A 24,457-nucleotide genomic window follows, 5' to 3' on the forward strand; every position below is an offset into this window, starting at 1 on the left:
CTGCACTCGGGCAAGACATTGCATAGAGGAGAAAGCCCATGTCATTCCCCATCTCGGTTCGGATTCTCGGCCCGCGCATCGGTGCCGAAGTGCCGCAGCTGGACCTGGCAGACCCGTTGTCTGCGCAAACCTTGCAGGAGTTGGAAGCCGCCCTGCTCAGACATGAAGCACTGGTGCTGCATGTGCCCGATATGACGCCCGACCAGCATCTGGCGATTGCCCGGCATTTTGGCGAGGCCGAAGTCCATACCTTCTATCCCAATCTGGGCCAGGGCCATGAGCAGATCACAGTCATAGACTCCAAGCTCGGCGACCGTGCCGATATGTGGCACCACGACGAGAGCTTTCTGCCCAGTCCGCCCATCGTCACCATGACCCATGCGCGCATCCTGCCGCCCACGGGTGGAGATACCTGCTGGATCAGCATGACCAGTGCCTACGATGCGCTGTCGCCGCAGATGAAGCAGTACCTCGATGGTCTGAGTGCCTGGCATGACATGAACAGCCCCATGACGGCGGCGCTGCAGCATGGAATCTGCACGCATGAGCGCTATGTGGAAGTGGTCGCGCAAAACCGTCGCCAGTTGCACCCCATGGTGAGAGTGCATCCGCTCACGGGGCGCAAGGCGCTCTACGTCAGCCCCACCTATGTCACGCATATAGATGGTCTGCCACAGGCTGAAGGCCGTGCCATCCTGGCCTATCTGCATGCGCACTGCATGCAGGTGGAGTTCCTGTTCAAGCACCGCTGGGTACTGGGCGATATGGTGATCTGGGACAACCGCAGCGTGGTGCACAACGCCATCATGGACTATGCGCCGCACCAGCGTCGCATGCACCGTGCATCGGTGTTTGCACGCCAGGGCGCTGCCGCCCAGAAGCACAACGGACAGGAGGCAGCATGCGCCACGACGGACTGAACCGGGAACTGCTGTCCAGATACGCGCCGCGCCCGGGCCGCAAGCCGCTGCTGCCCTCGCTCGGTGATCGCCAGCAGCTTGCGCTGCTGTGCCGCGTGCTCTCGCGCGAAGGCTATAACGACCATATCGCGGGCCACGTCACGCTGCGCCTGGATGACGGCAACTATCTGGCCAATCCCTGGGAGCTGACCTGGAGCGAGCTGACGGCATCGGACATCCTGCGGCTGGATGCGCAAGGCCAGGTGATCGAGGGCGACTGGAACATCACTCCGGCCATCCTGCTGCACATGGACGTGCATGAAAAGCGCCACGATGTGCGCGTGGTCATCCACAACCATCCCGAATGGAGCTCGGTCTGGTCGGCCACGGGCAAGGTGCCGCCGGTGTATGACCAGACCTCGGCCCTGGTCGATACCGACCCCGTGGTCTATGACGAATACCGGGGCACGGTGGAGCAGCGCGAGCTGGGCAATGCCGTGGCCAGCGCACTGGGCCAGAGTAAATGGGCGCTGCTGGCCAATCATGGTGCGCTGGTGGTGGGCGAGAGCATTCGACAGGCGCATCTGCGTGCCATCACGCTGGAGTGGCGCTGCCGCCTGGCCTGGCGGGTGCAGGCGCTCGGTGGCGGCACCCCCTTGAGCGATGCCGTGATCCAGGCGACCGGAGCGCGCACCGACCTCAACGGCTTTCCCTTCCTCTGGGAAGCCATGTGCCGCGAGGAAATCCGCCGCGACCCCCGCGTGCTGGACTAAGCCCGCTCTGGCTTCCCGCCCGCTGAGAGCGGGAAGCCAGGACTGCATCGATCTGCCGAAAGCTCTCTTATGTCCATTCATGAATCACCGCTCCCGCAGCGTCCCCGGCTGCTGCTGAACACGGCGCTGACGCCAGCCATGCGCGAGAGACTGCAGCTGCAGTTCGAGCTGCTAGACGCGGCTGCGCTTGAAATCTCCCGCAGCAGCTCGCTGTCCGGCCAGGTGCGCGCAATGCTGTGCAATGCGCAGTCCGTCATCGGCAGCGAGCAGTTGCTGCAGTGGCCTGCACTGGAGCTGATCGTGGTCATTGGCGTGGGTATGGACGGCATCGATCTCGACGCAGCAGAGCAGATGGGCATCCAGGTGTGCAATACGCCAGCTATCTCTGCCGAAGATATAGCCGATCACACGCTGGCCCTGCTGCTGGCTGCCACGCGCGAGATTGTGCAGGCCAATGAGTTTGTGCGACATGGTCGCTGGCTGCGGGGACGGTATCCACCCACCTTGCGTTTTTCGGGGCAGCGCATGGGCATCGTCGGCCTGGGGCGCATCGGCCGTGCTGTGGCCAGGCGGTCGCAGGCCTTTGATATGTCGATTGCCTATACGGGGCGTGCTCCCAAGAACGATGTGCCGTACCGCTGGTGCGGCAGTGTGCTGGAGCTGGCCGCAGATGTGGATTTTCTCGTGCTCTGCGCCAGCGGCGGGCCTGCAACCCGGGGGCTGATCGATGCCCGCGTGCTGCAGGCCCTGGGGCCGCAGGGCGTGCTGGTGAATGTGGGGCGTGGTTCCATCGTGGATGAACAGGCGCTTCGGCAGGCGTTGCAGGAACGCACGATTGCGGCTGCGGCGCTCGATGTGTTCGTGCATGAGCCGCAAGTTCCCGAAGCCTTGATGAATCTGCCCAATACGGTGCTGACGCCGCACATGGCAAGTTCCACACGGCATGGCCTGAAGGCCATGCTTGAGCAGGCCGAGTCGTACCTGCTCAAGCACTTCGGACTGCCCGAAATCACAGATTGAACCGCCGCAGGTTTGCACCCTTGCTGCAGAGGTTTTTGCCGGGGGGTTGACCTTTACATGATGTCAATCTCTACAGTGGCCTCCAACGTGAATGGAGAACGCGATGAATGCACTGACCAAAAGCGGAGCCTTTGAGCTGTCTGTCGAAGGAATGACCTGCGCATCCTGCGTGGGCCGGGTGGAGCGGGCGCTCAGGAAAGTGCCCGGTGTGCAGGAGGCCGTGGTCAATCTGGCCACGGAAAAAGCCAGCCTCACCGTGGCTGATCCGGCGCAGGCTGCGACCATCCTGCCGCAGGCCGTGGCGGCGATTGAAAAAGCAGGTTATGCGGTACCCGCGCAAAGCGTGGACTTGCAGGTGGGCGGCATGACCTGCGCGTCCTGTGTGGGCCGCGTGGAGCGGGCGCTCAAGAAAGTGCCCGGAGTGCAGGATGCGGTGGTGAATCTTGCGACCGAGCGTGCCAGCGTGCAGCTGCAGGGCAGCGTGGATGTGAGCAGCTTGATTGCAGCGATAGAAAAGGCCGGCTATGAAGCCCAACCCGTGCTGCACAACGTTGCAGCAACCGGGGAGGACGCCGCAGCCCAGCGCCAGGCGCAGGAGCGCGAGTCGCTCAAGCGCTCGCTGATCTTTGCGACCGTGTTCGCACTGCCCGTGTTTCTGCTGGAAATGGGCGGTCACATGGTGCCCGCATTCCACCACTGGATTGCGGGCAGCATCGGCACGCAGAACAGCTGGTACATCCAGTTTGCGCTGACGGCCGTGGTGCTGTTCGGGCCGGGTCGGCGCTTTTTCGATAAAGGCGTGCCCGCCCTGCTGCGCGCTGCGCCCGACATGAATTCGCTGGTCGCCGTGGGCGCCTCGGCGGCATTTGCCTATTCGGTAGTCGCGACCTTTGTGCCGCAATGGCTGCCCGCAGGCACGGTGAATGTGTACTTCGAAGCCGCGGCCGTCATCGTCGCGCTGATCCTGCTGGGCCGCTTTCTGGAGGCGCGTGCCAAGGGCAATACCTCGGAGGCCATTCGTCGTCTGGTGCAATTGCAGGCCAAGACCGCGCGCGTGCGCCGCGATGGCCAGGTCCAGGAAGTCGATATCGCCCAGGTGCGTGCCGGCGATGTGATCGAAGTGCGCCCGGGCGAGCGTATTCCCGTCGATGGCGAGGTCATCGAAGGCCGCAGCTTTGTCGACGAATCCATGATCAGCGGCGAGCCCGTGCCGGTCGAGAAGGCGGAAGGCGCCGAAGTGGTGGGCGGCACGGTCAATCAGAACGGGGCGCTGGCTTTCAGGGCTACCAAGGTGGGCGCCGATACGCTGCTGGCGCAGATCATCCGCATGGTGGAGCAGGCCCAGGGCAGCAAGCTGCCGATTCAGGCGCTGGTGGACAAGATCACCATGTGGTTTGTGCCGGCCGTCATGGCGGCGGCCCTGCTGACTTTTGTGATCTGGCTGATCTGGGGTCCCGATCCTGCGCTGAGCTTTGCCCTGGTCAATGCCGTGGCCGTGCTCATCATTGCCTGCCCCTGTGCCATGGGGCTGGCCACGCCGACTTCCATCATGGTGGGAACCGGGCGTGCCGCGCAAATGGGAGTGTTGCTGCGCAAGGGCGAGGCACTGCAGCAACTCAAGGATGCCAGGGTGGTGGCGGTGGACAAGACCGGCACGCTGACCCGTGGCCGTCCCGAGCTGACCGACCTGGTGCTGGCCGATGGCTTTGAACGTGCCGCCGTGCTGGCGCAGGTGGCTGCCGTGGAGGATCGCAGCGAGCACCCGATTGCGCGTGCCATTGTCGATGCGGCCAAAGCCGAGGGGCTGGAGGTTCCGGCCATCAGCGACTTCGCATCGGTGACCGGTTTCGGCGTGCGTGCCCTGGTGCTTGGCGATCAGGTGGAGATCGGTGCAGACCGCTTCATGCGCGAACTCGGCCTGAGCGTTGAGGGCTTTGCGGCCGAGGCCGAGCGCCTGGGCAGCGAAGGCAAGACGCCGCTGTATGCCGCCATAGGCGGCAAGGTGGCGGCCATGATTGCCGTGGCCGATCCGATCAAGCCCAGCACCAAGCCCGCGATCGATGCCCTGCACGCACTGGGCCTGAAGGTGGCCATGATTACCGGCGACAACCGCCACACGGCCGAGGCGATCGCCAGGCAACTGGGCATTGACGAGGTGGTGGCCGAGGTCCTGCCAGGCGGCAAGGTCGAGAGCGTGAAGCGCCTCAAGGCCGAACATGGCACGCTGGCCTATGTGGGCGACGGCATCAACGACGCGCCGGCCCTGGCCGAGGCCGATGTGGGCATCGCCATAGGCACGGGCACCGATATCGCGATCGAGGCGGCCGATGTGGTGCTGATGTCGGGCGATCTTTCGGGCGTGCCGAATGCGATTGCGCTGTCCAAGGCCACCATGAAGAACATCGGCGAGAACCTGTTCTGGGCCTTTGCCTACAACGTGGCGCTGATACCGGTGGCGGCAGGTCTGCTCTATCCGTTCAACGGCATGTTGCTGTCGCCGGTGTTTGCGGCCGGAGCCATGGCACTTTCGAGCGTATTCGTGCTCTCCAACGCGCTGCGGCTCAAGCGCTTCAAACCGGCTCTCTGAAAAGAGGGCATGGGGTGGGCGCCGGAAGATATTCTGGCGCTTGCCCCTGACCCGGGGCTATTGCTTGGGCAGTTGCGGCACGTCCACGAAATCGTCGAGGCTCAGGCCTTTTTCCTGCAGCAGGGCTTCGAGCACGGGCTTGAGCCGGCCCAGGCTGGCTTCCACGGTTTCGCGTACGGTATCGACCACCACCTGGGTGCTGCGCTCGATCTCGATATTGACCAGATCGCCGACCTTTTTGTCGCCGAACACCGTCATGCGCAGGGTTTCGGGAATCAGCCAGACCTCGAACCAGCCCTCCTTGCGATTCACCTCGGCCACCGTCAGGCTGGCGCCGTTGACGGCGATATAGCCCTTGGCAAACACATAGGGGCGAAAAGCCTCGGGAATGCCGAAGCGGATCTTGTGATTGGTCTCTGTCTGCATCAGCTCCAGCAGCGGCGCCGTGAAGTCCACATGGCCCGACAGCGGGTGGCCGCCAATCTCGGCGCCATCCCTGGCGGCGCGCTCCACGTTGAGCGTGTCGCCGGCCTTGTAGCTGCCCAGCGTGGTGATGTTCAGGCTTTGCAGCATCACGTCAAAGCTGGCGCTGGTGGGCGAGAGGTTTTCGGTCACCGTCAGGCAGACGCCGTCGTGCGAGACGCTGGCACCAATGGCCAGATCCTGGCAGAAGCCTTCGGGGAACTCCATGATGAAGGTGCGCAGACCGTCCTGGTCGCGCAGCGCGGCAATCTTTGCCACGGCCTGAATGATGCCGGTAAACACGGGGCAGACTCTCTTCTCAACAGGCGGGCGCCGGGCGCTGGCCTTGGGTCAAAAAAGCTATTTTGCCTGTGTTCTGCAGAGCGGACAGAACGTCTGCTGCATTGTGAGAAGGGCCGCTTGCTCAGGGACACCGAGGAAGGGCCTGGGCCGGCCGTGCCGCCCCGCACCGAGGGTGTCGTCCCCCTCCGGCGTAGCCAGAGAGGGGGAGGGCGGGGCCGCCTAGGCGCGCAGCGCCTCAGGGGGTGAGCGCCGCATTTTCCCAGAAGCCGCTGATCAGCGCCTCGGGCTTTTTGAGCGCACGCACCCAGGCGCAGTCGGGCCAGGCTTGCATCTGTACATTCATGCCGGCAAACACTCCATAGCCCGGGCCGGCCGCGATCTCGCCATCGGCTTGCAGGGTCTCGCCGCTGCGGATGCTGCAGGTCGCGCGGATATCGCCCTGTGCCTTGATGCCCCAGCCGGCCTGAATATGGTTGCCGCACAGAATGCCGTCGTTGCCGGCAATGCCGTGGCCTACATCGAGCAGGCCCTGCACCTCGATGGCGCCGCCTGCCTTCAGGCCCTTGCCGCAGTGCATATCGCCTTGCACCTGCACTTCCTGGCCGATATGGGCATTGCCCTTGAGCTTCACGTGGCTGCCGCCGCGCAGTTCCCAGCCGCAGCGCAGGTCTTCGGCGCGCAGCTCGCCCTCGACTTCCACACTCCAGGCCGCCTTGATGCTGCCGCCGGCCTGGAGCAATTCACCGGCGAAGATGGCGCCGCCGCATTGAATCTCTTCGCCTGCTTCGAGCTTGCCCGCCCGTATGCCGCCACCCGCATGCAGGCTGCGGCCCACCAGCAACTGGCCGGTGACGCGCACATCGCCGTGCACGATCAGGGTGCCGGCATAGACGAAGTTGTCGGCCTCCAGGTGCTCGAGCTCCAGCACGCTGTTGGTGGAGCCGAAGTTCTCCAGCAGCCAGCGTGCATCTTCCACGCGGCCGGCGGCCACCTGGGTGTCCATGGCGGCCTGGTAGTCGCCGCCGGCCAGGTTGTTGCGCACAAACCAGCGGTAGCCCATGGCACATGGGTTTTTGCCGCGCAAGAAATTTTGAGTGAGTTCCATGTCCATGGCTGACCTCCGGATCGTCCTTTGAGCAAGATGCGGTGCGCGTGACGGTACGGACGCCTTAGACGTGGACGTACCTCTCCCATGCACCAGGGAAATGCTGTTTGGGAAGGCCGTGCGGAGGATGTGAGCTGTGTGCTTCAAGCCATCCGCACGGCGGCGGAAAGCATGGCCGTGACACCGCTCAGGCTCACGAATGCGGTGGGAATGCCATGGCGGCGTGTGTGCAGCGCACGCAGCACGCAGGCACGCGCGGGCAGCTCTGCGGCAAGGGCAGAGCGGCGCAGGCGGGCAGCGGTGGACAGGTGCAGGCAGGCCATGGCTAAGAAGATGTCTGAGCCCCGATTATGCCGCGCGGCCCGGGCCGGTGCAGATGACCCCCTGCTTGTCCGTTGTTTCATGGCGCTGTGCATGGCCGGGCGCCGCGCAAGCGCCGCCCCGCAGCGTCGGTGCCGTCCCCTCCGGCGAAGCCAGAGAGGGGGAAGACGCGAAGCGGCACAGGGGGACTCTATCTCAGCGGCTTTGCGCGGCGGCCTGGCACAAGCGCTCCACGGCCTGCGCGATCTGCGGCACCTCGGGCGCGGCAAACGACATGCGCAGCGTGTGCAGGTCGGGATCGGCAGGATAGAAGGCCTTGCCAGGCACATAGATCACGCCCCGGGCCACGGCGGCGTCGAAGAGCTTTTGCGGATCTATGCGGCGGTCCAGCTCGGCCCAGACGAACATGCCGCCAGCGGGGCGCGAGCAGCGTATGCCGCTGTCCGGTGCAGCGTTCAGGCCCTGGACCAGGGCCTGCATGCGGCGCTGGTATTCCTGGCGTGCGCGCTGTACGGTAGCCGGGTAGCGGCCGCTGGCCAGATAGCAGGCGGCGACCGACTGCGTCAGCGGCGAGGTGCAGAGATCGGCCGTCTGCTTGGCCACCGTGCAGCGGCGCAGCAGCGGTGCGTCGGCCAGCATCCAGCCCACGCGCAGCGCGGGGGCCACGGTCTTGGACAGGCTGGACAGATAGATGACGGGGTTGGAGCCGGGCTCGGCCAGCCGCTCGCCCGCGGCGCGCACGGTGCCCGGCATGGCCTGGGGGACGTCGCCGGGCTCGTCGAAGCGCAGCTCGCCATAGGGATCGTCCTCGACCACCCAGAAGCCGTGTTGCCGGGCCAGTTGCACCAGGGCCTCGCGGCGTTCCTGCGCCAGCAGCGTGCCGCGCGGGTTGGAGAAGTTCGGCACGGTGTAGAGCAGCTTGGGGCGCTGGCCGGCCGGCAGTGTGTCCAGCAAATCGGCCAGGGCCTCGGTCTGCAGGCCTTGCTCGTCCATGGGAATGGGCAGGATGCGCGCCTGGGCCAGACGCAGGGCCTGCAGCGTGGCGGGATAGGCCGGCACCTCGACCAGCACCGTGTCGCCGGGCTCGACGAGCACGCGCACCAGCAGGTCAAAGGCCTGCTGTGATCCGGTGGTCACGAGGATGTCGGCGGCCGTCGCATGCATGCCGCGCTCGCGCGCCTGCTGCGCCAGGGCCTCGCGCAGCTCGCCCAGGCCTTCGGTGGCGCCATACTGCAGCGCGCCGGGGCCCTGGGCCATGGCCTGCTGTGCAGCCTGTGCCAGGCCTTCGGCATCGAAAAGGCTGGGCGATGGATAGCCGCCGGCCAGCGAGATCATGCCGGGGCGCGAGAGATAGGGAAACAGCTCGCGTATCGGCGATCCCGCAGGCTCGGCAAACACCGCGGCAAAGGGCGCCAGTGCGCTGTCCCGACTCATGCTGCCGCTCCCGACAGCATTGCGAGAACCTGGGCCCTGGATTGCTGCTCGGAGGCCTCGTACAGGACGATTTCGTCATGCACGCGCGCGCCCAGCGCGCTTTCGAAGACCTGCTGCGCGGCATGGGCCTGGTATTGCTTTTGCTCCTCGCCGCCGAGGTTGGACTGGAAGATGCCGGCCGCGCTCACGGGTAGAAAATCTTCATAGGTAATCGGCTCGGCCTGCACCAGACCCTGGTCGATCAGTGCTTCCAGGTCTGCACCGGCAGGGCTTTGGGCAAGCGAGGCCTGAGCCTGCCCGGTCAGGCGGTAGCGGTAGAAGGCCAGACCCTGGCGGCGCAATTGTTCGTGCGTGTCGGGAAACTGCGTGAAGACCTGCTGCAGGCGGTGTGCATAGTCGGGCGCGGCGCTGCCCGCGCTGTCTATGCCGCGCACCAGGCCCAGCAGCTCGTCGTACAGGGCGCGGCCCTTGCGTGTCAGCGCGACACCGCGCTGCTCGATCTCGCCAAAGCGCGCGGTATGGGCGCCGGAACTGTCCGCGTTGGCGTCGGCATCGGTAAAGCGCACGGCCTCCTTGAGTGCCTTGAAGCTGGTCTGGCGCAACAGGATGGGGCAGGCGCGCTGTGGCGGGCCTTCGACCACGTCCTTGGCATCCATGCCGCGCGTGGGCATATCGGCCTGGGCCATGTCTATGTCCAGCGTGCGTGGCGTCAGATGGTTGATGTGCGGGCCCTTGAAGCACACCACATCGGCCACCAGGCGGTGGGCTTGCTGCAGGGCCTTGTAGGTGGCGGCATCCACGGTGGCGTCGCTGTGCCAGCGGAAGGTTTCCAGGGCCTGCTGCACAAAGGCGTCGGCGTCGCTGCTGTCCAGGCCTCCGTCACGCTCGGCCTGGGCAATGAGCTCCAGTGCGCGTGGCGTGAAGATGCTGCGGCGCTCGAGGATCTCGGCGGCCTGCGCGCGCAGCGCTGCATCGGCAATCAGCTCCAGGCGCAGCAGCGAGGTGAAGACGCGAAACGGGTTGGCCAGCAGTGCCTCGTCGTGCACGGGGCGAAAGGCCGTGGAGTGCACGGGAACGCCAGCCACCGAGAGGTCGTAATAGCCCACGGGCTCCATGCCCATCACGGCGAACAGGCGGCGCAGCGTGGCCAGTTCCTCGGCCGTTCCCACGCGGATGGCGCCATGGCGCTCCACATCCAGGCGCTCGAGCTCGCCGCTGCTGTTCATGCGCTGGCGCAGCTCGGGGTCGGCCTGCAGCGCCACGGCGTTGACATCGGCCACAAGGTCGATCAGGGTGCCGTACTGCGGCACTTCCTTGCGGTACATCTCGGACATGGCTCGCGAGAAGCGCGTGCGGATCTCGTCGACGCTGACAAAGCGGGCTGCGGTGGAAGAGGCGTGGGGCGTGGCGCTCATGACAAAACAGAAGGGCAGGGGTTCGTGGGATGGCCGCGCCGCTGGCGGGGCCGCAGGAATATGCAGCATGTTCTGCGTCGTCATGACTTTGGTCAAACGATAATCCGGCCTGCAGGTCATACCTGGATGGAATGAACCCGCATCCGAATCCCTCCCACATCCTTGCCGCCATGCAGTTATCCCGTCGCTTTCTGCCCCCCATGTCCCTGCTCTGCGCCTTCGAGGCCTCGGCGCGGCATCAGAGCTTTACCGCAGCGGCCGCCGAGCTGCATCTGACGCAAAGCGCCGTCAGCCGCCAGATCCGCGCGCTGGAGGAGCGCCTGGGCACCGAGCTGTTCGTGCGCGAGCGCCAGACCGTGCGCCTGAGCGCTGCGGGCCAGGCCTATGCGCAGGAGATACGCGCTGCCCTGGCGCGCATCTCCAATGCCACGCTGGGCTTTCGCACCAATCCGCAGGGCGGCAGCCTGAACCTGGCCATCCTGCCGACCTTCGGCACGCGCTGGCTGGCGCCGCGGCTGCCGCAGTTCTTCAGCGCCCATCCGGGCATCACCATCAATCTGACAACGAGGCTGTCGCAGTTCGATTTCCAGCTCGAGGCCGTGGATGCGGCCATTCATTTCGGCTTGCCGAACTGGCCGGGCGCGGAGCTGGAGTTCCTCATGAGCGAGACCGTGGTGCCGGCCTGCAGCCCCGATGTGGCGGCCCGCCATGGTTTTGCCCGGCCCCAGGACCTGCTGCGCGCGCCGCTGCTGCATCTGGCTTCGCGCCCTGACGCCTGGCAGCGCTGGTTCGGCAGCCAGGGCTGCCAGGGCGGCGATATGCAGGGCATGCTGTTCGATCAGTTCGCCACGGCGGCCCAGGCCGCGATAGCCGGCGTGGGCGTGGCGCTGCTGCCCAAGTTTCTGATCCTGCGCGAGCTACAGGCCGGCGATCTGGTCCAGGCTCTGCCGCAGCTGCCCGAGGTGCAAAGTGCCGAGCGCTACTACCTGGCCTGGCCGACCAGCCGCTCGGCCTATCCGCCGCTGCAGGCCTTCCAGGGCTGGCTCAAGCAGGTCGCGCAGGAGTTTGCTTCCTCTGCGCCGCTGAAATGAAAAAAGGAGCTGCCAGCGCAGCTCCTTCAATGAGTTCAGCAATGAATGTGCCTGAAATGATTGCTCAAAAAGCGCAACCAGCTATCAATAAAGCATGACTCCAGGCGCAGGCTTGCGGTCGTTTCAGCTGTTGTAGGCTTCCAGCGGCTTGTCATTGGGCGCTTGCAGCAGCTGCTTGAGCGTCTCGCTCATGGGCAGATTCAGCGGCATTTCCTTGGGCGGAATAGGCTGCATAAACCACTTGTCGTAGATCTTCGCCACCTCGCCGGACTTCATCATGCGCACCAGGGCATCGTCCACGGCCTTCTTGAAGCCGGGATCGTCCTTGCGCATCAGCAGCGCGATGGGCTCCGACCCCAGCGCCTCGCCCACAATCTTGTAGCCCCTGGGGTCCTTGGAGTTGGCGATCACGCCGGCCAGCAGATTGTCGTCAAGCACAAAAGCATCCGCGCGGCCCGACTCCAGCATCAGAAAACTCTCGAAATGGTCCTTGCCCAGCTGGGTCGGCAGCTTCACATTGTTGTCATGGCTGTATTTGCGCAGCAGCTGCACGGCGGTGGTCCCCGCCGAAGCTGCCACGGTCTTGCCGTCCAGCTGCTTGAACGAGGTCACGGGCGAGTCTGCGCGCACAGCCATGCGCACCTGGCTGACATAGGTGGTGACGGCAAACGAGACCTGCTTCTGGCGGCTGAGGTTGTTGGTCGTGGGGCCGCAGCCCAGATCCACCGTGCCGTTCTGCACCAGAGGCATGGTGTTCTGCGCGGTGATGGCCATGTATTCGATCTTGGCGCTGGGCGCGATCTGGGCCAGCACCTTTTCGCACAACTCCACGTGGTAGCCGGTGAAGCGGTGGTTGGCGCCTATGGCATAGGCCATGGGGGCCGAGCTTTCGCGCACGCCTATGACCACCTTGCCGGTCTTTTGCAGCTTTTCCAGCGTGCTGCCGGAGGCGGTCTGGGCCTGGACGCCGGAGGCGGCCATGGCGGCTACAAGGGCGGTACATGCCAGCGTTATGTTCGCGGTCATCAGGCGCATGGGGGAAGTCTCCTCGGGAAGTGGGCGTATCGAAAACGCAATGCAATTGTTGTGCGCTCGTCCATGGTGCCGCGCATTGCCTGCAGCCATGAATCGGCAAGACCCGTTGCCGGGGCGGCCTGTTTGTCAAGATCCTGCATCAACTATCCGGCAAATGGCAGCGGTTTCATAACGATGAAACGGAAGAAGGTCATGCTTGCGGCGTATGACCCGGCAGCGCGTGTCCAGGTGCGGCAGCCGGCTCGGCAAAGCCATAGCGGGACGGCTGACCGGGCTTTTTGGGTAATATCTGCGCCTGTTGCACAGGCCCGCGCGCATCGTTTGCGGCGCGTCCAGCCTTGTGCCGCCAGGGCCGGCCGTGTCGCTGCCGCCTGGTCCGGCTCCGTTTTCGGTTCGCGCAGCGCCGCCCGCAAGGGCGCCACAGAATGACTCTGCATGCGTGAACCTGTTTTGAGACAGACTCCATGACTGCCAATACCCCCCCCTCATTCCTGAGCCGCATCGCCATCGCGATCGGCAGTTTTTTTGCCATTCTCGGTAACGGTCGCCTGGCCGCCGACGTGAGTCGTGTGCGCGCCGGTGAGGCTTTTGCCGCCGACGTCGCCCCCAGGGAGGTACGCGTGGAAGTGCCGGTCGAGAAGATCGTCGAGGTTCGCGTCGAAGTGCCGGTCGAAAAAATCGTGGAAAAGACCGTCGAGAAGCGCGTCGAGGTTCCGGTCGAGAAGCTGATCGAAAAAACCGTCGAAGTGGAAAAGCTCGTCGCCACCGACAGCGCCGCCCTGCAACTGCTGGGCCTGATGCAGCGCGAGGCCCGTTTTGTGGACTTCATCCAGGAAGACGTCGCCCCCTATACCGATGCCGAGATCGGCGCGGCCGCGCGCGTGGTGCATGAAGGCTGCCGCAAGGTGCTGCGCGAGCATTTCACGCTCTCCCCCGTTTGCAGCGAAGCCGAAGGCTCGCGCATCACTTTGCAGGCCGGTTTTGACGCTGCTGCCGTGCGACTGACGGGCAATGTGGTCGGCCAGCCGCCGTTTACCGGCACGCTGTCCCATCGCGGCTGGCTGGTGACTCAGGTCAAGCTGCCCCAGCTCACCGACATTCAGGCCGCCAAGGTCATCGCCCAAGCCGAAGTGGAGCTGTGATCCATGAATATGTTTGCCTCCATCGCCGCATCGGGTGCGGCCAGTCAAGCTGCGAGCACTCCTGATTCCGTGGCTGCCGCCGCTCAGCCACAAGGCCCTGCAGGCCAGGCCGACGCCCCGTCTGCCGGCGCTAGCTACAGCATCGGCATCGATCTGGGCACCACCCACTGCGCGCTGTCCTATGTGAACAAGAACGCCAGCGATGGCGAGAAGGTGGTGCAGGGCGTGCTGGACATTCCCCAGCTCACGGCTCCCGGCAGTGTCGAGGCCAGGCCGCTGCTGCCGTCCTTTCTCTATCTGCCGCACGAAAGCGAGCTGACCGAAGCCGAGCGCAGCTTGCCCGGTGCACCCGGCGACTTCATCACCGGAGAATTCGCCCGCAGCCGCGGCGCAGCCACGCCCATCCGTCTGGTCAGCAGCGCCAAGAGCTGGCTCTGCCACCCCGGCGTCGATCGCCGCGCAGGCATTCTCCCCGCCGATGCACCCGAGGAAGTCAGCCGCATTTCGCCGCTGACCGCTTCAACCCGCTATCTCGAGCATCTGCGCCGCGCCTGGGAGCAGGCCCATCCCGAGGCCCCGTTTGCCCAGCAGGACATCACCGTCACCATCCCCGCATCGTTCGACCCCGCCGCGCGCGAGTTGACGGCCGAGGCCTGCAGGGCTGCGGGCTTTGCCAGGCTGACACTGCTCGAAGAACCTCAGGCCGCGCTTTACAGCTGGATCCAGGCCAGTGGCGGCCAGTGGCGCAAGCAGGTCAAGCATGGCGACATCATCCTCGTCGTGGACGTGGGCGGCGGCACCACCGACCTCTCGCTGATCGCCGTGCTGGAGCGCGATGGCAATCTGGAGCTGCAGCGCATTGCCGTGGGCGAACACATTCTGCTGGGCGGCGACAACATGGATCTGGCCCTGGCCTACGGCGTTGCACGCAAGCTGGCGGCCGAAGGCAAGCAGCTCGATGCCTGGCAAACCCGGGCGCTGGCCCATGGCTGCCGCGCAGCCAAGGAGCAATTGCTGGCCGACGCCAATTTGCAGGCCGTGCCCGTGGTTGTGCCCAGCCGGGGCAGCAAGCTCATCGGCGGCAGCATCCGTACCGAAGTCACGCGTGATGAAGTGCTGGCCATGCTGGTCGAGGGCTTTTTCCCCAAGGTGGCCGTCAGCGACAAGCCCAAGACCCGTGCGCGCGGCGCGCTCACGCAGCTGGGCCTGCCCTATGCGCAGGACGCCGCCGTCACGCGCCACCTGGCGGCCTTTCTGAGCCGCCAGGTTCATGCGCTGGCCGAGATCGAGGGCCTGAGGGGCGATCAGATCGACGGCTCCACCTTTTTGCATCCCACGGCCATCCTGTTCAACGGCGGCGTGCTCAAGGCGCCCCAGATCGAGCAGCGCATCCTGGAGGTCATCAACGGCTGGCTGGACGACGAGGCCTGCGAGCCTGCGCGTCTGCTGGACGGCGCCAACCTCGATCTGGCCGTGGCCCGCGGTGCGGCCTATTACGGCCATATCGCCACCAGCGGCCGCGGCGTGCGCATTCGCGGCGGAACGGCTCAGTCCTATTACGTGGGTGTGGAGAGCAATATGCCCGCCATCCCCGGCATGGAGCCGCCCCTGTCCGCCCTGTGCCTGGCACCGTTCGGCATGGAGGAGGGCACGGAAGTCGCTCTGCCTGACGAGGAGTTCGGCCTGGTCGTGGGCGAGCCCGTGCGTCTGCGCTTCTTTGGCTCGTCCGTGCGCCGCACCGATCAGGTCGGCACCATGCTGGACTTCTGGTCGCCCGAAGAGCTGGTGGAGCTGCAGGAGATCGAGCTGAATCTGCCCGCCGCCGGCCGCGCTGCCGGCGAGGTGGTGCCCGTGACCCTGGCGGCGCGCGTGACCGATATCGGCACGCTGGAACTCAATGCCGTGCCCGTGGGTGGAAGCGAGCGCTGGAAGGTGGAGTTCGATGTGCGCGCGGAAACCTCTGCGGAGGCCGCCGAATAAGGCCGCTGAGTTGCTTGACTGCGAAAGCCCGTTGGCCGATTGGTTGGCGGGCTTTTTTGTTCTCTCTTTTGTTCTCTTGTTTGCGGCTGCACTTCCAGCCGAGACCCGCCCTCTGTCCGTGACAAAGGCATGTCACAAAAAGGCTCAGGCCCAATCACGCCAGGCGCAAGATCATGAAGCTCTTCTTTTGAGAAGCAGGGCGCGCACCATGCCCACCAGCAACATGGCACGCGCCCCACTCAAGCAGAGGTCTAGAACGCGTGGCGCAGACCCACGCTCAGGCTGCTGGCATCCTGCCCATAGCCCACGCCACCCTTGAAGTTGTAGCCATAGGCCACGCCGGATCCGTTGTCGATGCGTGTGTAGGCAGCGTAGAGCTTGGTGCGTTTGCTCAGGTGGTGGTTGTAGCCAAGAATCCACTGGCGCGCGCTGCTGCCGGGCACATGGCTCCATCGGCTCGCCCAGCCGTAGCCCAGGGCAAGCTCCGAAGCGCCAACCCGGTAGGCCGCAGTCACGCGCGCAGCGTCACGCGTGCCGCAGCCGGCACCGCCATTGCTGCACAGCGAGCCCGAGCCGTTGTCCGAGCGCTGGTAGTAGGCACCGATCTGCAGCGCATTCCAGATGTAGTGGCCGCGCAGGGCAAACTGCCTGTCGTCGCCCAGCTGGGTAAAGCCCGCGCCCAGGGCCAAGGGGCCGCGTTCCCAGTTGGCATAGAGGTCGTAGCCGTTCTTCTGCACGGCACCTGTCGTCTTTTCGTGTAGCGATGCCTGAGCCTCCAATGTCAGCCCGGCCATCACAGGGCTGCGATAGGCGATCTTGTTGGTGTTGCGCATCACGTAGTCGTAGAGCGCATCGGCGATGGAGCCGGTATCGTGGTTGGGCTCATCCAGTGCACCATAGTCGGCAATGCCGAAATAGGTGGCAGCACCAAAACGGCCCAGACGCAGCTTGCCCAGACTGCCCGAGAGGTTGACTTCGCTCTGGCGCTGAAAGGCCAGGGCGCCGGTGCTGCCGGTACCGGCGCCGGTATCGGATTCGAAGCCGGATTCGAGCTGGAAGCCGGCCTTGAGGCCGCCGCCCAGGTCTTCGCTACCTACAAAGCCGAAGCGCGAGTTGTTGTTGAAGAGCCCGGTCAGGCTGCTGCCTCCGACCTTCTGATGCTCGACCGAGGTATTGAGGCGGCCATAGATCTGCACGCTGCTTTGTGCGAGCGCGACGGAAGCTCCGGCGGTGGCCAGAGCGGCGAGGAGGACACGAGACACAGTTGTTGTTTTGACTGGCATGTAGCGACTAGCCTTCGATCTTTGCTATGAAACTTGCGCGAATCTGCGCGCTTGTTACAAGGCAAATCCCGTGCCAGCCACCGTGCACTGCTTTGGACAGTTGTCGTCGCAGCAGCCGCTCATCCCGGCAGGCGGTTCGGGCATCCGGCTCTTGTTACGATCGGCGACAGAGTTTTACGTGTTTCCGCCTCAGCCCATGCATTCATCTCGCCCCACCTACGCCGTCGGCATCGACCTGGGCACCAGTCACACGGTCGTGGCAAGCGTTGCGCTGGACGCTGCGACAAGCGATATCGCGCTGCTCGATATTGCCCAGCGCAGCACGGCAGGCGAGGTCGTGGCCCAGCCGCTGCTGCCTTCGGTGCGTTACCAGGCCGCCCAGGGCGAGCTGGGCGAGGCCTGGCGCCAGCCCTGGCCGCCGCAGGGCGCGGATGAAGCGGTGCCTGCCGTCATCGGCCGCTGGGCGCGAGATCTGGGCGCTGCCGTGCCGGGGCGGCTGGTGGCCAGTGCCAAAAGCTGGCTCTCGCATACCGGCGTGGATCGCACAGCCGCCATCCTGCCATGGGGGGCTGGCGAGGACGTGGCCAAGGTATCGCCGCTGGCGGCCTCAAGCTCCTATCTGGCCCATGTGAAAGCGGCATGGGACCAGGCCCGTCCCGAAGCGCCACTGCACCAGCAAAGCGTGGTGCTGACGGTACCAGCCTCGTTCGACGAAGGTGCACGTGCATTGACGCTGGAGGCTGCGCAGATGGCGGGTCTGCCGCGCGTGCAACTGCTGGAGGAGCCCAAGGCCGCGTTTCACGACTGGCTGGTGCTGCAGGGCGATGAGCTGGCTGCGCAACTGGCGGACAGCCGACTGGTGCTGGTGGTGGATGTGGGCGGAGGGACTACCGATCTGACGCTGATTCGCGTGGATGCATCGGCCGATGGCAGCCTGCCCACGCTGACGCGCACGGCCGTCGGCGAGCACCTGATGCTGGGCGGCGACAACATAGACCTGGCGCTGGCCCATCAGCTTGAGCCGGCTTTTGCGCACAAGGCGCCAGACCAGGGGCAGAGGCTGTCTGCACAGCGCTTTGCCCAGCTGGTGCAGCGCTGCCGCATGGCCAAGGAGCAGTTGCTGGTGCAGAACGCGCCCGAGCAGATCGGCATCACCTTGCTCGGGGGCGGCAGCAAGCTGATGGCGGCGACTCAAAGCGTCACGCTGACTCGTGAGCAGGTGCTGCAGTCGGTGGTCGAGGGCTTTTTGCCGGTCGCGCAGATCAGCGATATGCCCGCCAGGCGGCAGGGCGCGCTGCGCGGCTTTGGCCTGCCCTATCCGGCCGATGCGGCCATCAGTCGTCATCTGGCGCATTTTCTCGCCCAGCATGCGAGTGGGGGCCTGCCCGATACCGTGCTGCTCAACGGCGGCGTGTTCCATGCCCATGCCATGGTTCAGCGTCTGACGCAATTGCTTGGCCGCTGGCGCGGCAGCCCGGTGCGTGTGTTGCACAACCCGCACCCGGACTGGGCCGTGGCGCGCGGTGCGGCAGCCTACGGGCTGGCACGCCATCAGGCCGAGCTGGCGGTGGCACAGATTGCTGCGCCCAACCCGCCCGAAGCACAGGCCGGGCAGGCGTCGGCAGCGATCAAGACCATGGTGCCGCGCATTGGTGGCGGTTCGGCACGCAGCTACTGGCTGCTGCTGCCGGGCAAGAAGGGCGAGGCGCCCCAAGGCCTGTGCCTGCTGCCGCGTGGCACGGAGGAGGGCGTGCGCATGGTGCTCTCTGGCCGGCGCTTTGCGCTCAAGCTGGGCCAGGCCGTGCGCTTCAATGTTTTGGCCAACAGCCTGAGCCATGTGCCAGCTCAGGCCGGCCAGATTGCACCTTTGATCGGCGAGGGCTGGGTGGAGCTGCCGCCCCTGGCCACGGTGCTGCCCGCGCCCGAAGGCCGGGCCGTAGCCCAGGTCGAGGTGCAGTTGCAAGCCTGCATGAGCGAGGTCGGCACGCTGGAAGTGCGCTGCGTGGCAGTGCAGGATGCGGGACAGTCCTGGCTGCTGCCCTTTGCTGTACGCGGTGCTTCGGCTTCGGAACCCATAGCTGACAGCGCCGGTGAACAAAGCGCTGAAGGCCCAAAACAGTCTAATTCTTTGGCAGCCAGGCTGCCCGAAGCCGTGGCCCTGGTGGAGCGCATCTTCGGCACGCAGGCGCAGGAGGTGACGGCCCGGGAAGTGCGCCAGCTGCGCCAGTCGCTCGAAAGAATCCTAGGCCCGCGCGAGGACTGGGAGCTGGGCCTGCTGCGAGCCCTGTTCGATGCGCTGCTGGCCCGCTCCAGGCGCCGCCGCCGCACGGCCGACCATGAGCGCGTTTGGCTCAATCTCGCAGGCTGGTGTCTGCGCCCCGGCGTAGGGGCGCAGCTCGATGGCTGGCGCATAGACCAGGTCTGGGCCTTGTATGGCCAGGGTCTGGGTCATGCCAAAGAGGCAGCCAACTGGACGGAGTGGTGGGTGTTCTGGCGTCGCGTGGCTGCGGGTCTGAACGAGGCCCGGCAGATGGAGCTGCTCGAAGACGTGGCCGGCCATATGCACAAGGCCGTGCAGCAGAACGCGCGCGGCAAATCCAGTCATGGCAGCTATGACGACATGCTGCGCCTGTTCGCGGCCATGGAGGCCGTGCCCTGGCAGTACCGCCAGGAAATGGGGCAGTGGATGCTGCAGCGCCTCAGGCGCGAGGATGAAACCGTGCAGACCTGGTGGGCCATAGGTCGCCTGGCGGCACGCCAATCGCTGGCCGCCAACGCCCATCTGGTGATGCCGCCCGACGCGGCGCTGGAGTTCCTGAACGCCACGTTGGCCCAGGACTGGCGCAAGAACGAAACCGCGATGTTTGCCGCCGTGCAGATGGCCCGCATGACGGGCGACCGCGCGCGCGATCTGCCCGATGCCGTCAGGGCGCAGGTGCTGGAGAAGATGCGCAGCAGCGGTGCGCCTGAGCGCTGGATGGCCATGGTCGAGCAGGTGGTGCAGATGGAGGCAGAGGATCACAGGCGCAGTTTGGGCGACAGTCTGCCGCCGGGGCTGGTGCTGCTGTGAAGAGGCTGTGCGGCTGCGGCCAGGCTTTTGGTCACGGCATTTGCAGGAGGCAGCCCCTGCCAAAGACGATGGCCGAACAGTGAGTGTTGTTCAGGCCGCTCTGCGAGCGATGCAAGAATGACCTGTTGCATGGTGCGACAGACCGGCATGGAGGGCTGGCAGCATCCATGTTCACCACCACAGGAAGTTATTGCCATGAAGTTTGAAGAAGCTGCGCGCACCGAGATGGCGCGAAACGCTGTTTTTATCTCTGCAAACCAACGCCGCTCGCTGCTGTTGGCAGCGGTGGCTGCCGTGGTGATGGCGGCTCCTCTGACGCAAGCATTGGCGCAGGGCGGCAACTGGCCTGCCAAGCCGATTACCTTTGTCGTGCCCCAGGCACCGGGCGGTGCCAACGATGTGATTGCGCGTGCCGTGGCCCAGGGGCTGGAGAATTCGCTGGGACAGCCCGTCATCGTGGAAAACCGCGCCGGCGCCAACGGCAATCTGGGCACGGGCCAGGTGGCGCGCAGCGCGGCCGACGGCTACACCTTTCTCGTGACGGCGCAAAGCGCCTACACCATCAATCCGGCGCTCTATTCCAGGGTGCCGTTCGATCCCATCAAGGACTTCACTCCCGTGATACAGCTGGCCGTCGCGCCTTATCTGCTGGTGGTGAATCCGAACTTCCCCGCCAGGAATCTGGACGAACTGGTGGCCTATGCCAAGGCGCATCCGGGCAAGGTTGAATACGCTTCTGCCGGCAACGGCACGCTCAACCATCTGCTGGGCGAGATGCTGAAAAAGCAGAGGAACCTGAGCCTGCTGCATGTGCCTTACAAGGGGGCATCGGCCGCCGCCACCGATGTGGTGGCCGGCCAGCTACCGGTGACCTTTGGCAGCTTTCCCGGCGTGATGCCTTTTGTCAGCAGCGGCAAGCTGCGCGTGCTGGGTGTGGCCTCCGACAGGCCCACATCACTGGCGCCCGAGATCCCCGTGCTGGGCAAGGGCCTGGCCGTGACCAGCTGGTACGGCTTGTTTGCACCGGCCGGTACGCCGCAGCCGGTGGTGGACAAGCTTTATCAGGCCGTCAAGACCGTGCTGGCCAGGCCCGAGATGGCCGAACGCCTCAAGACTCTGGGCGCAGAGCGCGTGGAGTCCACGCCGCAAAGCTTCAAGGCCATGCTGCCGGCCGAGCTGGCGTACTGGAAGCAGGTGGTCAAGGACTCCGGCGCGCATATCGACTGAAGGGGACGACAGCTTGTTGATACATCCGGCCGCTGCCGGGCCCTTGCGTCGCTCACGGGCGGGCTTGACCCTGCTCATTGCGGCGGTCATTGCCATCGGGCTGGCCTCACGCCGGGGCTATGTGCCCTTTCCCGCCGTGCTGGGCAATTATCCGGGCGATGCGCTCTGGGCCTGGGTGGTGCTGTTGTGCGTGGCCTGGCTGCGGCCGGCCATCACGCGCGGCAAGCTCATGGCCTGTTCCCTGGTCATCGCCTTTGCCATCGAGTTCCTGCAGCTCTATCAGGCCCCCTGGATGCAGGCCCTGCGCGCCAACAAGCTGGCCTATCTGGTTCTGGGCAATGGCTTCGATCCCCTGGATTTGCTGGCCTACGTCGTGGGCATCGGTGTGGGCACCATGATGGACTGGCTCTGGCAGAGGCGGCAGCGTCGCCTTGCCTGAGATGGCATGAATCGTGCTCGTCGTTCATGGCATCAACATGACGACAAGCACTACCCCATGAAAACGCCTCTGCACTATCTGGTGGCTGCAAGGCAAAGCGAGATTGCCGAGCTGGAGCAGATCAGCCGCGCCAGCAGCCTGGTGGCGAGCGTGTCCGAGCTCGTCCATGCGCTGCAGAAAGAGCGCGGTCTCTCGAATATCTTTCTGGTCAGCGGCGGAGCACAGGCGCAGCACAGCCTGCTCGATCATGGCCGGCATGTGGACCGGGTCATGGAGCGAGTCTGCCTGGCGCTTGAAGAGCTGGGTGCGCGGGCGCCGGGTGCGCATGGCGCTCGCCTGTTCAACGCGATCGCCAATGCGCTGCAAGGCTTTGAAGCCCTGCCGCTGCTGCGCCGCCGGCGCGATGCGCTGCAGCTGAGTGCCGAGGATTGCACGCAGGCGCTGATCCGCATGATTGCGGCCTGCCTGACCGTGGTGTTCGAGGCGGCGGACAGCGCTTGCGATCCCGATATTGCGAAATTGCTGGTGGCGCTGTTTCATTTCATGCAGGGCAAGGAGCTGGCGGGCCAGGAGCGCGCCACGGGGGTTGCGGCGTTTACCGTAGGGGTCGGCAAGTCGGAGCGTCAGCGCCATTGGCTGCATCTGATCGAGTCTCAGGAGCGCTGCTTTCAGGTGTTTGCAGACTTCGCCAGTCCCTCGGGGATGGAGCGCTGGCAGCAGCAATGCGGGGCCTGCCCCGATATGACGGTGATCGAGAGGCTGCGTCGAATGGGCTGCACGGCGGGGGACGGCGTGCTGCTGGACCGTAGCCTGAGCTCACCGTGGTTCGAGGCCTGTTCCAGCCGGCTCGATGCCATGCACCAGATTGAGGCATTTCTGGTCCATGAGCTGCAGGAGCAATGCCTGTGCAAGCTTGAGCAGGCCCGTACAGCGCTCTGTCAGCAACTGGCGCTGCTGGAGATGCAGCCGCAGCCTGGGACTCGTGCCGAAGCGGCTGCGGCCTTTCTGGGGGCCACGCAGTCAGCCGCCTCCTTGCCTGCGGAGGGTGCGTACGGGTTGCAGCTCGAGAAAAGCATTGTCTTGCTGGTGCAGGAGCAGTCCATGCGCTTGCAGGACATGCAGACCGAGATCGACAAGGCGCGCGCCACGCTCAAGGAGCGCAAGACTATAGAGCGGGCCAAGGGCGTGCTCATGAACTACCGCCAGCTCAGTGAGGGCGATGCCTACAAGCTGATCCGCCAGACGGCCATGAACCAGAACCGGCGCATGCTGGATGTGGCCGAGGCCATTCTGGCCACGGTGGACTTGCTGCCGGGCAGCACCAATTCATAGCCTTGGCCGCGCGATGTTTGTTGCGCTGCACCAAATATGAGCCAAAACCGGAGGCGCAAAGCCTGCTCCGTCTCTGATCAAGGTCTGGCATGGTTTGTGCATGACTGTTGATGTCAAGCAGACCAAAGGCGGTCGCGCTTAAAGCGTTATTACGAGTGACCTGGGACAACGGCGTCCTTTTCTCCTCACACCCGAGGAGGGAAGGGCGCCTTTTTGTTTTCCGGATCGCCTTCACCACGATTCTTGATGGAGTTTTCTCATGAGCCAGTGCCTCCCTTCGTCTACTGCTCCCACGCCGGAGCCCGTATCTGCCGGTGGCCGGCGTGAGTTTCTGCGCGTGGCTGGCGCCGCCGCCCTCTATGGCTCGCTGGGTCACCATGGCGCCTGGGCCGCAGGCTCCGATGCGCCGGAGAAGAAAGAAGTCAAGATAGGCTTCATCCCGCTGACCGATTGCGCCAGCGTGGTCATGGCCTCGGTGCTGGGCTTCGATCAGAAATACGGCGTGAAGATCGTCCCCAGCAAGGAGGCGAGCTGGGCCGGCGTGCGCGACAAGCTGGTCAACGGCGAGCTGGACTTCGCCCATGTGCTCTACGGCCTGGTCTACGGCCTGCATCTGGGTGTGGGGGGGCCAAAGAAGGACATGGCCGTGCTCATGAGCCTGAACAACAACGGCCAGGCGATCACGCTGTCCAAGGCCCTTGCCGACAAGGGCGCGGTCGACAGAGCCAGTCTGGCCAAGGTCATGGCCAGGGAAAAGCGCGAATACACGTTTGCCGGTACCTTCCCCACCGGTACCCACGCCATGTGGATGCATTACTGGCTGGCGGCTGCGGGCATCAATCCGTTATCCGAGGCCAAGCTGATCACCGTGCCGCCGCCCCAGATGGTGGCCAATATGCGTGTGGGCAATATGGATGGCTTCTGCGTGGGCGAACCCTGGAACCATCGCGCCATCATGGACGGCATCGGTATCACGGCCAACACCACGCAGGACATCTGGAAGGATCACCCCGAGAAGGTGCTGGGCACCACGGGCGAGTTCGCGCAGAAGAATCCCAACACCTGCCGCGCCGTGATGATGGCGATTCTCGAGGCCGGCCGCTGGATTGACGCCAGCCTGCAGAACAAGACGAAGATGGCCGAGACCGTGGCCCAGAAGTCGTACATCAACACCAGTGTGGACGCCATCAACCAGCGCATTCTGGGCCGCTACCAGAACGGCCTGGGCAAGACCTGGGACGACCCCAACCACATGAAGTTCTTCAACGACGGGGCCGTGAACTTCCCCTATCTGTCGGACGGCATGTGGTTTCTCACCCAGCACAAGCGCTGGGGGCTGCTCAAGGCCCATCCCGACTATCTGGCCGTGGCCAGGCAGATCAACCGCATCGACCTCTACCAGCAGGCGGCAAGCCAGCTCAAGGTCAGCGTGCCCAAGGATGTGCTGCGCACCAGCAAGCTGATCGACGGCGTGGTCTGGGACGGCAAGAACCCTGCCCAGTACGCCGACAGCTTCAAGATCAAGGCCGCCTGAGGCCG

The 24,457-nt window shown here is 65.1% G+C and carries 19 protein-coding genes; 12 read left to right on the forward strand and 7 right to left on the reverse strand.

All coding sequences use genetic code 11. The annotated features are described in order from the left end of the window. Positions 1–38: 38 nt before the first annotated feature. From MPZ60_RS03055 to MPZ60_RS03070, 4 genes are all read left to right on the forward strand, one after another. Positions 39–920 carry a TauD/TfdA family dioxygenase gene (locus MPZ60_RS03055; RefSeq protein WP_034357250.1) on the forward strand — a complete coding sequence of 294 codons (882 nt, stop codon included), beginning with the start codon at positions 39–41 and terminating at the stop codon, positions 918–920. Then, positions 902–1,672: a class II aldolase/adducin family protein gene (locus MPZ60_RS03060; protein WP_034357253.1), complete on the forward strand. Its 771-nt coding sequence runs from the start codon at positions 902–904 to the stop codon at positions 1,670–1,672. The genes MPZ60_RS03055 and MPZ60_RS03060 overlap by 19 nt, the downstream gene beginning before the upstream one ends. Before the next feature lie 69 nt (positions 1,673–1,741). Then, a complete protein-coding gene (locus MPZ60_RS03065; RefSeq protein WP_080746182.1) occupies positions 1,742–2,692 on the forward strand; it encodes a 2-hydroxyacid dehydrogenase in 951 nt (316 codons plus the stop codon). A gap of 103 nt (positions 2,693–2,795) precedes the next feature. Beyond that, positions 2,796–5,279, forward strand: coding sequence for a heavy metal translocating P-type ATPase (locus MPZ60_RS03070; protein ID WP_034357255.1), 2,484 nt, complete (start codon positions 2,796–2,798; stop codon positions 5,277–5,279). Between the two features lie 57 nt (positions 5,280–5,336). Here the strand turns inward: MPZ60_RS03070 and MPZ60_RS03075 are convergent, their stop codons facing one another. From MPZ60_RS03075 to MPZ60_RS03095, 5 genes are all read right to left on the reverse strand, one after another. Next, entirely contained in the window at positions 5,337–6,044 is a 708-nt protein-coding gene (locus tag MPZ60_RS03075) for a riboflavin synthase (RefSeq protein WP_003061796.1), read from the reverse strand. 235 nt (positions 6,045–6,279) lie between these two features. Then, positions 6,280–7,149, reverse strand: a complete 870-nt coding sequence (locus MPZ60_RS03080) for a hypothetical protein (protein ID WP_034357674.1) — start codon at positions 7,147–7,149, stop codon at positions 6,280–6,282. Between the two features lie 143 nt (positions 7,150–7,292). Further along, positions 7,293–7,472 carry a hypothetical protein gene (locus tag MPZ60_RS03085; protein WP_012836954.1) on the reverse strand — a complete coding sequence of 60 codons (180 nt, stop codon included), beginning with the start codon at positions 7,470–7,472 and terminating at the stop codon, positions 7,293–7,295. A gap of 193 nt (positions 7,473–7,665) precedes the next feature. After that, complete coding sequence (locus tag MPZ60_RS03090; RefSeq protein ID WP_034357257.1) at positions 7,666–8,904, reverse strand: PLP-dependent aminotransferase family protein; 1,239 nt, start codon at positions 8,902–8,904, stop codon at positions 7,666–7,668. Then, a complete protein-coding gene (locus MPZ60_RS03095) occupies positions 8,901–10,319 on the reverse strand; it encodes a VOC family protein (RefSeq protein ID WP_034357676.1) in 1,419 nt (472 codons plus the stop codon). Before MPZ60_RS03095 ends, MPZ60_RS03090 begins: the two co-directional genes overlap by 4 nt. A 170-nt stretch (positions 10,320–10,489) precedes the next feature. Here MPZ60_RS03095 and MPZ60_RS03100 point away from each other — a divergent pair, with 170 nt between their 5' ends. Then, positions 10,490–11,410: a LysR family transcriptional regulator gene (locus tag MPZ60_RS03100; RefSeq protein ID WP_034357260.1), complete on the forward strand. Its 921-nt coding sequence runs from the start codon at positions 10,490–10,492 to the stop codon at positions 11,408–11,410. A gap of 123 nt (positions 11,411–11,533) precedes the next feature. On the opposite strand, the gene MPZ60_RS03105 is transcribed toward MPZ60_RS03100, so the two are convergent. Next, positions 11,534–12,445 carry a transporter substrate-binding domain-containing protein gene (locus MPZ60_RS03105; RefSeq protein WP_012836958.1) on the reverse strand — a complete coding sequence of 304 codons (912 nt, stop codon included), beginning with the start codon at positions 12,443–12,445 and terminating at the stop codon, positions 11,534–11,536. Between the two features lie 464 nt (positions 12,446–12,909). Between MPZ60_RS03105 and MPZ60_RS03110 the strand changes: the two genes are divergently transcribed. Continuing rightward, the gene (locus tag MPZ60_RS03110; protein ID WP_012836960.1) at positions 12,910–13,587 is read left to right on the forward strand and encodes a DUF2760 domain-containing protein; all 678 of its coding nucleotides are present in this window, start codon (positions 12,910–12,912) and stop codon (positions 13,585–13,587) included. Between the two features lie 3 nt (positions 13,588–13,590). Next, entirely contained in the window at positions 13,591–15,567 is a 1,977-nt protein-coding gene (locus MPZ60_RS03115; protein WP_034357262.1) for an Hsp70 family protein, read from the forward strand. 251 nt (positions 15,568–15,818) lie between these two features. Here MPZ60_RS03115 and MPZ60_RS03120 read toward each other — a convergent pair whose 3' ends face one another. Then, the gene (locus MPZ60_RS03120) at positions 15,819–16,850 is read right to left on the reverse strand and encodes a porin (protein ID WP_034357265.1); all 1,032 of its coding nucleotides are present in this window, start codon (positions 16,848–16,850) and stop codon (positions 15,819–15,821) included. A gap of 196 nt (positions 16,851–17,046) precedes the next feature. Here MPZ60_RS03120 and MPZ60_RS03125 point away from each other — a divergent pair, with 196 nt between their 5' ends. From MPZ60_RS03125 to MPZ60_RS03145, 5 genes are all read left to right on the forward strand, one after another. Further along, complete coding sequence (locus MPZ60_RS03125) at positions 17,047–19,920, forward strand: Hsp70 family protein (RefSeq protein ID WP_034357267.1); 2,874 nt, start codon at positions 17,047–17,049, stop codon at positions 19,918–19,920. Positions 19,921–20,115: 195 nt separating this feature from the next. Beyond that, entirely contained in the window at positions 20,116–21,147 is a 1,032-nt protein-coding gene (locus MPZ60_RS03130) for a tripartite tricarboxylate transporter substrate binding protein (RefSeq protein WP_034357269.1), read from the forward strand. A gap of 64 nt (positions 21,148–21,211) precedes the next feature. Further along, the gene (locus MPZ60_RS03135; protein WP_238585627.1) at positions 21,212–21,586 is read left to right on the forward strand and encodes a DUF2809 domain-containing protein; all 375 of its coding nucleotides are present in this window, start codon (positions 21,212–21,214) and stop codon (positions 21,584–21,586) included. Between the two features lie 6 nt (positions 21,587–21,592). Further along, positions 21,593–22,918: a nitrate regulatory protein gene (locus MPZ60_RS03140; protein WP_242607095.1), complete on the forward strand. Its 1,326-nt coding sequence runs from the start codon at positions 21,593–21,595 to the stop codon at positions 22,916–22,918. Positions 22,919–23,177: 259 nt separating this feature from the next. Then, a complete protein-coding gene (locus MPZ60_RS03145) occupies positions 23,178–24,452 on the forward strand; it encodes a CmpA/NrtA family ABC transporter substrate-binding protein (RefSeq protein ID WP_034357277.1) in 1,275 nt (424 codons plus the stop codon). The last annotated feature ends 5 nt before the right edge of the window (positions 24,453–24,457 follow it).

Origin of the sequence: Comamonas sp. 7D-2, from assembly GCF_022749555.1 — a bacterium.
Taxonomy (GTDB): domain Bacteria; phylum Pseudomonadota; class Gammaproteobacteria; order Burkholderiales; family Burkholderiaceae_C; genus Comamonas; species Comamonas thiooxydans.

Bases quoted from the DNA above. Each gene is read 5' to 3' on its own strand.
- MPZ60_RS03055 (WP_034357250.1), top strand. From the start codon at position 39: ATGTCATTCCCCATCTCGGTTCGGATTCTCGGCCCGCGCATCGGTGCC.
- MPZ60_RS03060 (WP_034357253.1), top strand. From the start codon at position 902: ATGCGCCACGACGGACTGAACCGGGAACTGCTGTCCAGATACGCGCCG.
- MPZ60_RS03065 (WP_080746182.1), top strand. From the start codon at position 1,742: ATGTCCATTCATGAATCACCGCTCCCGCAGCGTCCCCGGCTGCTGCTG.
- MPZ60_RS03070 (WP_034357255.1), top strand. From the start codon at position 2,796: ATGAATGCACTGACCAAAAGCGGAGCCTTTGAGCTGTCTGTCGAAGGA.
- MPZ60_RS03080 (WP_034357674.1), bottom strand. From the start codon at position 7,149: ATGGAACTCACTCAAAATTTCTTGCGCGGCAAAAACCCATGTGCCATG.
- MPZ60_RS03085 (WP_012836954.1), bottom strand. From the start codon at position 7,472: ATGGCCTGCCTGCACCTGTCCACCGCTGCCCGCCTGCGCCGCTCTGCC.
- MPZ60_RS03090 (WP_034357257.1), bottom strand. From the start codon at position 8,904: ATGAGTCGGGACAGCGCACTGGCGCCCTTTGCCGCGGTGTTTGCCGAG.
- MPZ60_RS03095 (WP_034357676.1), bottom strand. From the start codon at position 10,319: ATGAGCGCCACGCCCCACGCCTCTTCCACCGCAGCCCGCTTTGTCAGC.
- MPZ60_RS03100 (WP_034357260.1), top strand. From the start codon at position 10,490: ATGCAGTTATCCCGTCGCTTTCTGCCCCCCATGTCCCTGCTCTGCGCC.
- MPZ60_RS03105 (WP_012836958.1), bottom strand. From the start codon at position 12,445: ATGCGCCTGATGACCGCGAACATAACGCTGGCATGTACCGCCCTTGTA.
- MPZ60_RS03110 (WP_012836960.1), top strand. From the start codon at position 12,910: ATGACTGCCAATACCCCCCCCTCATTCCTGAGCCGCATCGCCATCGCG.
- MPZ60_RS03115 (WP_034357262.1), top strand. From the start codon at position 13,591: ATGAATATGTTTGCCTCCATCGCCGCATCGGGTGCGGCCAGTCAAGCT.
- MPZ60_RS03120 (WP_034357265.1), bottom strand. From the start codon at position 16,850: ATGCCAGTCAAAACAACAACTGTGTCTCGTGTCCTCCTCGCCGCTCTG.
- MPZ60_RS03125 (WP_034357267.1), top strand. From the start codon at position 17,047: ATGCATTCATCTCGCCCCACCTACGCCGTCGGCATCGACCTGGGCACC.
- MPZ60_RS03130 (WP_034357269.1), top strand. From the start codon at position 20,116: ATGAAGTTTGAAGAAGCTGCGCGCACCGAGATGGCGCGAAACGCTGTT.
- MPZ60_RS03140 (WP_242607095.1), top strand. From the start codon at position 21,593: ATGAATCGTGCTCGTCGTTCATGGCATCAACATGACGACAAGCACTAC.
- MPZ60_RS03145 (WP_034357277.1), top strand. From the start codon at position 23,178: ATGAGCCAGTGCCTCCCTTCGTCTACTGCTCCCACGCCGGAGCCCGTA.